At 59.1% G+C, this 10,907-nt stretch carries 6 protein-coding genes; 3 read left to right on the top strand and 3 right to left on the bottom strand.

What is annotated here, in order from left to right; all coding sequences use genetic code 11:
* Positions 1 to 782 precede the first annotated feature (782 nt).
* From QZ302_RS06430 to QZ302_RS06420, 3 genes are all read right to left on the bottom strand, one after another.
* Complete coding sequence (locus QZ302_RS06430) at positions 783 to 1,565, bottom strand: methyltransferase (protein ID WP_294593780.1); 783 nt, start codon at positions 1,563 to 1,565, stop codon at positions 783 to 785.
* Between the two features lie 11 nt (positions 1,566 to 1,576).
* Positions 1,577 to 2,896 (bottom strand): UDP-N-acetylglucosamine 1-carboxyvinyltransferase, encoded by a 1,320-nt coding sequence (gene murA, locus QZ302_RS06425; protein ID WP_294593778.1) that lies wholly within the window; start codon positions 2,894 to 2,896, stop codon positions 1,577 to 1,579.
* A 73-nt stretch (positions 2,897 to 2,969) separates the two neighbouring features.
* Positions 2,970 to 3,716, bottom strand: a complete 747-nt coding sequence (locus QZ302_RS06420; RefSeq protein ID WP_365320715.1) for an RNA methyltransferase — start codon at positions 3,714 to 3,716, stop codon at positions 2,970 to 2,972.
* Between the two features lie 439 nt (positions 3,717 to 4,155).
* Here QZ302_RS06420 and carA point away from each other — a divergent pair, with 439 nt between their 5' ends.
* The 3 genes from carA to pdxA all read left to right on the top strand — a co-directional run bounded on the left by carA (position 4,156) and on the right by pdxA (position 10,522).
* Positions 4,156 to 5,277 (top strand): glutamine-hydrolyzing carbamoyl-phosphate synthase small subunit, encoded by a 1,122-nt coding sequence (carA, locus tag QZ302_RS06415; protein ID WP_294593776.1) that lies wholly within the window; start codon positions 4,156 to 4,158, stop codon positions 5,275 to 5,277.
* Between the two features lie 4 nt (positions 5,278 to 5,281).
* Positions 5,282 to 8,518, top strand: coding sequence for a carbamoyl-phosphate synthase (glutamine-hydrolyzing) large subunit (carB, locus tag QZ302_RS06410; RefSeq protein WP_294593774.1), 3,237 nt, complete (start codon positions 5,282 to 5,284; stop codon positions 8,516 to 8,518).
* Positions 8,519 to 9,313: 795 nt separating this feature from the next.
* A complete protein-coding gene (gene pdxA, locus QZ302_RS06405) occupies positions 9,314 to 10,522 on the top strand; it encodes a 4-hydroxythreonine-4-phosphate dehydrogenase PdxA (RefSeq protein ID WP_294593772.1) in 1,209 nt (402 codons plus the stop codon).
* The last annotated feature ends 385 nt before the right edge of the window (positions 10,523 to 10,907 follow it).

The following is a 10,907-nucleotide window of genomic DNA, read 5'->3' as shown; positions in this document are numbered from 1 at the left end:
GAAATAGTTGAATCGTGCAGGCGCGCGGAAAATGCGGCGGAGCGCAAGCGGAGCCGCAGTGAGGCTGACACGGGGCGGAAAACTGGGCTGTACTTGTTCTTCGGGCGGGAAAACCGATTGCGGTTTTCCCGCCGCGCTGGGCCGAGCATTTGGCCGAGCATCTGCGGCTCTTTGAGCCGCGCAGTTCGCCGCCACCCCACGCGGCGGACTGCACTCGACGGAGCTCGTTGCAGTCACCGCTGGCGGCGAACCTCGCAAAATTGAGGCGGTGGATTGGGCTGAACTCTTGCGACCCTTTAGGGTCGCCGGCCTTGTCGCCTAGGCGCGGAGCGCCTCGGGAGAGTGGGCGACAGGCCGAACCCGACAGCTTTGGGCGGTGAACGAGGTGTTGCTCTTGCGACCCTTTGGGTCGCGCGGGCCGGCCGCCTCCCCTCGGGCGGCCCGCAATCCGCCGCTCCGCGTCGAGAGTTGCTGTCCCTCCCGGGCGTCCGACCGTAAAGTCAAATTGAAATAGGGTAGAGGCTGCCGGTTGTTGGTAGGGTAGTTCCAGCCCCTTGCCCTCGCGGGCCCGCGGCCCGTTTATTCCGAGAGGCACCGCAACTGAAGAGCATAGGCGCGGCTGTCGATGTGAACAGGATCGAGCATGCCGCATTCTAAGGCCAAATACATGCCCAGAATCGAACTGACCGTGGACGACCAGCTGTAACCGTTGCTGCCGACGGCCCACAATTCACCCGTACTCCGCGGGCGGTAGCCCGGGGCGAGATCCTCGGGAATCGGCCTCAGAACCGGAGGTAAAAGTCCTGTGTCAGAGAGCGATATGCTTCCGTAAAATGTCCCTCCCCGTCTTCGATGCAAAGCTCCTCCCGAATGATTGCCTCCGGCTTCGGCCGCCGGAACGAAAACTCGATCGCCATCCGCTTCACCGGCTTGTGCGGCGTGCCCCGCACCTCAAGCATCCGATGTGCATACAACCCCCGCGCCGCAGCCTTCGCCACGAAGATCCCCGCCTCGCGGTACGGGAAAATCGCAGCGAACCGTCCGTTCTCACCCTCCAGCACTCCCGATACCGCATTGATCAACTCGTCGTACGGCAACGCCTCCGCATGCCTTGCCGCCACCCTCGCCGCCGTCGGCTGCGTGGCTGCCGCCGATCGGTCGAAACCCCGGCGAAAATCGGTGCCAGCCATAAAATAAGGCGGATTCGAGACGATCAGATCGTATTTCGCCTCCCCATAGTCAGTCGTATAAGACTGAATAGCAGCGTCGTATGCCCGCAAACGAGTCGCCCACGGCGAAGCCGCGAAATTGGTCTCCGCTTCGCGAGCAGCCTCCGAATCGACCTCAACCGCATCGATGACAGGCGGTTCCGCCTCCGTCGCAGTCCGTTGCGCCAACATCAACGCAATCACCCCCGTTCCCGTCCCGACGTCGAGCACCCGCCGCAAAGCACCCTCCAACGAGACCCACGCGCCGAGCAGCACCCCGTCCGTGCCCACCTTCATTGCCGCTCGCTCCTGCGTCACCGCGAACTGTTTGAATCGAAACGCGTTGGATTTCTGCATAGTCGTGGAAATCAGTCGATTCGCCTAATCTGAGCCCCCAGCGCATTGAGCCGCCCGTCGATGTCCTGATACCCGCGGTCGATCTGGTCGATGTTCTGGATCACGCTTTTTCCCTGCGCGCTCATCGCCGCAATCAACAAAGCCACCCCTGCCCGGATATCCGGCGAGGTCATCGTCGTTCCCCGCAGCCGAATCGCATGATCGTGCCCGATCACCGTCGCCCGGTGCGGGTCACACAGGATGATCTGCGCCCCCATGTCGATCAGTTTGTCGACAAAGAACAGCCGGCTTTCGAACATCTTCTGATGGATCAGCACCGACCCTTTGGCCTGCGTCGCCACCACGAGGAACACGCTCAGCAAGTCCGGCGTCAGCCCCGGCCACGGCGCATCCGCGATGGTCATGATCGAGCCGTCGATAAAGCTCTCTATTTCGTAGTGCTCCTGTTTCGGGATATGGATGTCGTCGCCCCGTTGTTCGAACCGGATGCCCATCCGGGCGAACTGCTGCGGAATGATCCCCAGGTCGTCGTATGACACGTTCTGAATGGTCAGTTCCGAATGGGTCATGGCCGCCATCCCGATGAAACTTCCGACCTCGATCATGTCCGGCAGCATCGTATGTTCCGTCCCTCCCAGCGCATCGACCCCCTCGATCGTCAGCCGGTTCGAGGCGATGCCGCTGATGTGGGCCCCCATCCGCACCAGCATGCGGCAGAGTTGTTGCAAGTACGGCTCGCACGCCGCGTTATAGATGGTCGTCGTCCCCTGCGCCAGCACAGCCGCCATCACGATATTGGCCGTCCCCGTCACCGACGCCTCGTCCAGCAGCATATAAGCTCCCCGCAGCCGATGATTCGGCCCCGGAGCCCGCACGGTATAGAATTTTCGGTCGGTGTCGCAGTCGAACTCGGCGCCTAATTTCTGGAATCCGATGAAGTGGGTGTCCAGCCTTCTGCGTCCGATCTTATCGCCTCCCGGCCGCGGCATGTAAGCCCGACCGAACCGGGCCAGCAGCGGCCCGGTGATCATCACCGAACCCCGCAGCCGCGAGGCGGCCCGCCGGAATTCGTCGGTCTGGAGATAATCGAGGTCGATGTGCTCGGCCCGGAAGCGATAGGCGCCCCGTTCCAGCCGCGTCACCTCGACCCCCATGGCACGCAGCAGGTCGATGAGTTGCAGCACGTCGATAATCTCCGGCACGTTCCGGACGGTGACCTCTTCCGGCGTCAGCAGCACGGCGCAAAGGATCTCCAGCGCTTCGTTTTTCGCTCCCTGAGGCTCGATCGAGCCGCTCAGCGGGCAGCCGCCCGTCACTTCGAATGTGGCCATATTCCTCGATTCTTGGTTTTGATGTGTCTAAAGTAATGAATTTTTCGGAAAGTCCGTCGGTTTTCGGCCGGATTTACGGGTGCACCCGCCGCCGGAACTCTGCCAGTGCGATGGCCGTGGCCATCGCCACGTTGAGCGATTCGGAGGTGTGGCCGGCCGCCGTCGCCGGGAAGGGCGGGATATGGAGCTTTTGGGTGACTTGTGCCGCCACGGCGGCCGAAATCCCCCGCCCTTCGTTTCCCATCACGAGCAGCCCGGGGGCGTCTCCCTCTTGGGGCAGGTCGCAGCGGTAGATGTCGTCGCCCTCCAGAAACGTGCCGTAAACGGGCACTCCCGCCTGTGCCGCTTCGCGGAGCAGCGGTTCGAGCGGCCCGTAGTGCATCCGCACGCGGAATATCGCGCCCATGGTGGCCTGCACGACTTTCGGGTTCCAACAGTCGGCGGTGCCGGGCGAGGCATAGACTGTCCGTACGCCGAACCAGTCGGCGAGGCGCAGGATCGTCCCCACGTTCCCCGGATCCTGCACGTCGTCGAGCACCAGGGCGAGTCCGTGCGGCAGCCGGGGACTCTGCTCCGCATGCCGGTCGGCGGGTATCCCGGCCACGGCGAGCACGGGGGTAGGGGTGCGCAGAAACGAAATCCGCCCCATCTCGGCAGCCGAAAGCTGCTCGCCGACGCGATAGACGGCGAGCACGTCGAAGCCGGAGGCGAGCAACTCGCTGACCATCTTCTCGCCTTCGACGACGAAGGCTCGTTCGGCTTCGCGGCCGCCTTTGTCGCCGAGCGACCGTATCCGCTTGATTTCTGCTTTTGTCAACATCTGTTTAATTGTTCGTTTACTGTGTCTACCCGCATGGAACCGTACCTTTCTTGAAAGAAAGGTACCCAAAGAACTTTCATGATAGCTACGCTCTGCCTCAGGCTCCGCAGTCCTCAATCTTCGTGGGTCTGTCGGGCTGGGTTTCCGGTGTGGCGCGCTATTCTGCGATTAATACCTTAAGCGCGCCCACCGGGAAAACCACAGCCCGACGAACAGTTCGGGATTTGGGCGACCGGCAGCTCATGGAAAACGAAGTTTTCCTGAAAGTCTTTTTGGTTCTTTTTCTTCAGAAAAAGAACAGTACCCTCCTGGGCAAAGACAGGTAAACGAAGGATAAAAAAGTATATGGAACAAAAATAGGTAAATTCGGTTGTAAAAGCCCGGTTTGTTTCGGAAAAAGCGTTATCTTTGTATTTCAGAAACTAAATTCTGAATTGACATGCTGAAAAGTACGCCCGCCCGCCTGATTTTGGAGGATGGTACGCAATTCGACGGCTTCTCGTTCGGTGCAGATCGGTCTGTATCGGGGGAAGTCGTTTTTTCTACCGCCATGACCGGGTATCCGGAGAGTTTGACCGACCCGTCGTATTCGGGACAGATTCTGGTGCTCACCTATCCGTTGATCGGGAACTACGGCGTACCGGACACTTCGGCCTTGGACGAAGTCACAGGTTTGCCCAAATTCTTCGAATCCGACCGGATACACATCAAGGGGCTCGTTATCAGCGACTACTCGTTTCAGCATAGCCATTGGAACGCCATCAAAAGTTTGTCCGACTGGCTTAAGGAGAATGAGGTGCCGGGGATCTTCGGCGTCGATACCAGAGAAATCACGAAAATCATACGCGAACGGGGGGTGATGCTAGGGAAATTGGTGCAGGAGACCGATTACGCATCGGCAGATGCTATGCCGTTCCATAACCCGAACGCCGAGAATTTGGTGGCGGCGGTCTCGTGCAAGGATACCATCACCTATACCAATCCGGAGGCGAAGCGACGGATCGTGCTGGTGGACTGCGGGTGTAAGTATAATATTATCCGGTGCTTGTATACACGGAATGCCACTGTTGTCCGGGTGCCGTGGGACTACGATTTCAGCACCTTGGACTACGACGGGGTGATGCTCAGTAATGGGCCGGGCGATCCGGCGCTGTGCGGAGCCACGATCGAAAATATCAAGCGGGCTATGACACAGAAGCCCAATCGGCCGATCTTCGGGATTTGCCTCGGGAACCAGCTTTTGAGCTGGGCCGCGGGGGCGACCACTTATAAGCTGAAATATGGACACCGGTCGCACAACCAGCCGGCGTTGGAAGTGGGAACCGATCGGGCCGTGATTACCTCTCAGAACCACGGCTATGCGGTCGATCCGACGGGGTTGGGAGAGGGTTGGGAGCCCTACTTCGTCAACCTCAACGACAACACCATCGAGGGGATCAGACACCGGACTCTGCCCTTCTTCAGCGTGCAGTTCCACCCGGAGGCCACCAGCGGGCCGGTGGATACCGAATACCTTTTCGACCGTTTCATCGAGTTAATCGACCAATACAAGAACAAATAGAGTCATGGCAGACAACAGCATAAAAAAAGTCGTCCTCCTGGGTTCGGGGGCATTGAAGATCGGCGAAGCGGGCGAGTTCGACTACTCGGGCTCCCAAGCCCTCAAGGCGCTCAAGGAGGAGGGGATCGAAACCATTCTGATCAACCCGAATATCGCCACGGTGCAGACCAGCGATGGGATTGCGGACAAGGTCTATTTTCTGCCGGTGACGCCGGATTTCGTCGAGGACGTGATTGCCAAGGAGCGGCCGGAAGGGATTCTGCTTGCGTTCGGTGGACAGACCGCTCTGAACTGCGGCGTGCAGCTCTATAAGCGGGGGATTTTGGAGAAATATAACGTGCGGGTGCTCGGGACGCCGGTGCAGGCGATCATGGATACCGAAGACCGGGATCTGTTTGTCCGTAAATTGGACGAAATCGACGTCAAAACCATTAAGAGCGAGGCGGTTACCACGGTGGCGGATGCCAAGCGGGTGGCGAACGAACTGGGGTATCCGGTGATTATCCGGGCCGCTTATACCTTGGGGGGGCTGGGCTCGGGTTTTTGCGATACGGATGCGGAGCTGGAACAGCTGGCGGCAAAGGCGTTCACCTACTCGCCGCAGATTCTGGTCGAAAAGTCGCTCAAAGGCTGGAAAGAGGTCGAATACGAGGTGGTGCGGGACAAGTACGACAACTGTATTACGGTTTGTAATATGGAGAACTTCGACCCGCTGGGGATTCACACGGGCGAGTCGATCGTCGTGGCGCCGAGCCAGACGTTGACCAATGCGGAGTACCATAAGCTGCGGCAGATTGCGATTCGGATTATCCGCCACGTGGGGATTGTGGGGGAATGCAACGTGCAGTACGCCTTGGATCCGAACTCCGAGGACTACCGCGTGATCGAGGTCAATGCACGGCTCTCGAGGTCTTCTGCGCTGGCGTCGAAGGCGACGGGCTATCCGCTGGCCTTTGTGGCGGCGAAGCTGGGGTTGGGGTATGGATTGCATGAACTGAAGAACTCGGTTACGAAATCTACCACGGCTTGCTTCGAGCCGGCGCTGGACTACATCGTATGTAAGATTCCGCGTTGGGACTTGAGCAAGTTCAAGGGGGTTAGTCGTGAGTTGGGCTCTTCGATGAAGTCGGTGGGCGAGGTGATGGCTATCGGGCGGAACTTCGAAGAGGCGATACAGAAGGGGCTGCGGATGATTGGGCAGGGTATGCACGGTTTTGTGGCCAATAAGGAGATGGCTGTCGAGGATATCGACCGGGAGCTCCAGAAACCGACCGATAAACGGATATTCATTATCGCTCAGGCGTTTAAGCACGGGTATAGTGTCGAACGGATTCACGAACTGACCAAGATCGACAACTGGTTCTTGCGGAAGCTGGAGGGGATTATCGCGCTGGAACACGAGATGGGGAATTTCCGGACGCTGGAGGCGATGCCGGACGCCTTGTTGAGGGAGGCCAAGTGCAAAGGGTTCTCGGACTTTCAGATCGCCCGGACGGTGCTCCAGAACGACGACCTGAAGATGGAGGAGGGACTGCTCAAGGTGCGGGCCTATCGGAAGGCCAAGGGGATTGTGCCGGTGGTCAAACAGATCGATACCCTGGCGGCGGAGTATCCGGCCCAGACCAACTACCTCTACCTGACTTACAACGGGACGGCGCACGACATCGATTTTGCGCACGATGATAAATCGGTCATCGTACTGGGGTCGGGGGCCTATCGGATCGGCTCTTCCGTGGAGTTCGACTGGTGCTCGGTGAGCGCCATCAACACCATTCGGGAGAACGGGTTGCGGTCGGTGATGATCAACTACAACCCGGAGACGGTTTCGACCGACTACGACATGTGCGACCGCTTGTACTTCGACGAGTTGACCTTGGAGCGGGTGTTGGACGTGACCGATCTGGAGATGCCGCGCGGGGTGATCGTGTCGGTGGGGGGGCAGATTCCGAACAACCTCGCGATGCGGCTGTATCAGGAGAACGTGCCGATTCTGGGGACGGCGGCCACGAATATCGACCGGGCGGAAGACCGGCACAAGTTCAGCGAGATGTGCGACCAGCTGGGGATCGACCAGCCGCGGTGGAAGGAGCTGACGAGTATGGACGAGATTTACGGGTTTGCGGACGAGGTGGGCTTCCCGCTTTTGATTCGGCCCTCGTATGTCTTGTCGGGGGCGGCGATGAACGTCGTCTCCAATAAGGAGGAGCTGGAACACTACCTGACGCTGGCGACCAATGTGTCGAAACAGTATCCGGTGGTGGTGACCGAGTTCGTGAATAATGCCAAGGAGATCGAAATCGACGCGGTGGCGAAGGACGGCGAGGTGTTGATCTATGCCATTTCGGAACACGTCGAGTTCGCCGGGGTGCACTCGGGGGACGCTACGATCGTTTTCCCGGCCCAGAAACTCTATATCGAGACGGTGCGGCGCATCAAGAAGATCGCGCGCCAGATTGCCAAGGCGCTCGAAATCAGCGGGCCGTTCAACATGCAGCTCTTGGCGAAGAACAACGACATCAAGGTGATCGAGTGTAATTTGCGGGCTTCGCGGAGTTTTCCGTTCGTTTCCAAGGTGCTGAAGGTGAATTTCATCGACATCGCCACGCGGGTGATGCTGGGGTTGGATCCGAAGGTGCCGCACAAGTCGGCGTTCGAGTTGGATTACGTGGGGATCAAGGCACCGCAGTTCAGCTTCAGCCGCTTGCAGAAGGCGGATCCGGTGCTGGGCGTCGAGATGGCGTCGACGGGTGAAGTGGGTTGTATCGGCGAGGACTACTACGAGGCGATCTTGAAATCGATGCTCTCGGTGGGCTACTCGATTCCGAAGAGCAGCGTGCTGTTGTCGACGGGCGACGCGAAGTCGAAGACTCTGACGCTCGATGCGGCCAAGGCGTTGCAGGAGCGCGGATACACGATTTACGCCACGAAAGGGACGGCGAACTTCCTGTCGGAGAATGGGGTACAGGCGACGGTGGTCGGTTGGCCGGATCAGGATGCGTCGGTTACCGGAGTGCCGAACGTGCTCGACTTTATCAAGGAGCACCGGATCGACTGCGTGGTCAACATTCCGAAGAACTTCACCAAGGACGAATTGAATAACGACTATACGATTCGTCGGTCGGCCATCGACTTCAATATCCCGCTGATAACCAATGCTCGGTTGGCGAACGACTTTATCGTCGCCTTCTGTCGTCGGGGTCGCGGCGATCTGAAGATCAAGGCTTGGAACGAATATAAGTAGGCGGAGGGACAGGGGGAGGCTGCCCTTTGCCCACCGCGGGCACGCGGGGCCCGGCCGGCCCGAGGCCAGTACCCTCCTGTAGCCAAAGATGCGTGAAAGAACTCTCGCGCGCCACACCTTAGTAGGGAAATCGTCAAAACTCGCTTGCGTGTTTTGACTGGATTTCCCCAGGCGCGCGAATAGAGAATTGAGTAGAGGCTTTCGCAGCAAAACGCAGTCCCCTCAAACCGCCGCGCGCCGACGCCTAAAGAAGCGATTCAACTGTTTCGGCTCATCGCCGAAACAGAATGAATCGCCCAAGGCGCGCGGACAAAAAATGGGGGAGTAGAGGCTGTCAGTGGAAATGCGCAAGCATTTCCCGTCCACGGGACGTGGGGCCCGCGCGGCCCGAGCGCAGTACCCTCAAACTAAACCGCGCGCCCGGCCTAAAGGAGCGATTCAGCGATTTCGGCGATGAGCCGAAACAGAATGAATCGCCCAAGGCGCGCGGACGAAAATAGGGGTAGAGGCTGCCCGTAAAACGCCCTGTGGGCGCGCCCCGGGCTACCGCCCGCGAAGTACGGGCGAGTTGTGGGCCGTCGGCAACAACGGTTACAGCTGGTCGTCCACGATCAGTTCGATTCAGGGCATGTATTTGGCCTTAGAATGCGGCATGCTCGATCCTGTCCACATCGACAGCCGCGCCTATGGTCTTCAGTTGCGTTGCCTCTCGGAATAAACGGGGTGGTTCTCTGACTCCCGCGAACGGTCTTTTTTCACCGAACCACGGGAAACCGAACCGTAAAAAATACGAATATGGATAAAATACGAGTGGGGATCACCCACGGCGATTTCAACGGCATCAGTTACGAAATCATCATCAAAGCATTGCTCGACCCTCGGATTTTCGACCTCTGTACCCCTGTGGTGTACGGGTCGGCCAAGGTGGCCGGGTACTACAAAGCGATGATGCCCGATGCCGAAAATTTCACCTTCAACATCATTACCGATCCTGAGCAGGCCAATGCCAAACGGGCCAATATGATCGTCTGTGTGGACGAAAACGTGAAAATCGATCCCGGACAGCCGACGGTGATTAGCGGGCAGTATGCCATTGCGTCGCTGAATGCTGCGGTGCGGGATTTGAAGGCTGGAAAAATCGATGTGCTCGTGACCTGTCCGATCAACAAGAAAAATACCACCGGCGACGATTTCGGGTTTATCGGACATACCGAATACCTCGCGGCGGAGTTCGGCGATGCCGAACCGTTGATGTTCATGGTGAGCGATACGCTGAAAGTGGGACTCGTGACGATGCACATTCCGTTGGCGCAGGTGCCCGGTGCGGTGACGACGGAGGCGGTGTTGGGGCATATCCGTGCGCTCAAACGCTCGTTGGAACGCGATTTCAATATCGTCGGGCCGAAAATCGCGGTGTTGGGGCTCAATCCGCATGCCGGAGACGACGGGCTGCTCGGAGCGGAGGAACAGGAGGTCATTATTCCGGCGATTCAGTCGGCGAAATACGAAAATATCCTTGCTTTCGGGCCTTTTGCGGCTGATGGGTTTTTCGGCAGCGGGGCTTACCGGAAGTTCGATGCCGTGCTGGCCATGTATCACGATCAGGGACTGGCACCGTTCAAGGCATTGACTTTTGCCGACGGGGTGAACTTTACGGCCGGTCTGTCGGTGGTGCGGACGTCGCCGGCGCATGGTGTGGGATTCGATATTGCCGGGAAGATGGTGGCCGATGCTGCGCCGATGCGGGCGGCGATTTACCAGGCAATCGACATTTTCCGGAATCGGCAGGTGTTCGACGAGGCGGCGGCCGATCCGTTGCAGCATTTTTCGAAAAACGATCGTAATGATCGTGAACGTGGACGCGGTTCGGAGCGGAGCGGGGGACATGGCGGCGGTTCGTCGCGGAGGAGCGAACGGGAAGCGGATGTGGCGGATATGTTGGAAGAGACGTCGGCGGTAGCTGCTACAGCGGATACGAATGCGGCCCTTGCGGCGGAGGTGTGATGTACGGAGCTTGGCGGGCATCGGTTTGGGCCGAGGCTGCCATAGCGAAACGTAGTTTCGCCCGTCCACGGGACGTGTGGCCCGCTTGGCCGACGCGTTCGCGTCATGGCGCGCGAAAAAACTCGACTTTGCACGAAAAATCTGTCGCCCACCCGCTTAAGAGGGCATATTCTGCCGGTTGGCGCTCGGTCAATCCGGCAAGAATTGCCGCGGGCGACGTTTAGGAGTCGATACGCCCAGCTTTCGGGTACCGAGCGGCACCGGCGGAGCGACAGCGGAGCCGCAGTGAGGCTGACACGGGGCGGAGAACTGGGCTGGGCTCCTGCGACTCGCAGAGTCGCGCAGTTCTCCGCTGGCTGCGGCCAAAAACAAATAGGCAGTGCTT

It is taken from the genome of uncultured Rikenella sp., from assembly GCF_910579375.1.
Classification (GTDB): domain Bacteria; phylum Bacteroidota; class Bacteroidia; order Bacteroidales; family Rikenellaceae; genus Rikenella.
Note: the sequence above shows the minus strand (reverse complement) of the source record. Positions and strands in the feature narration are given on the sequence as shown.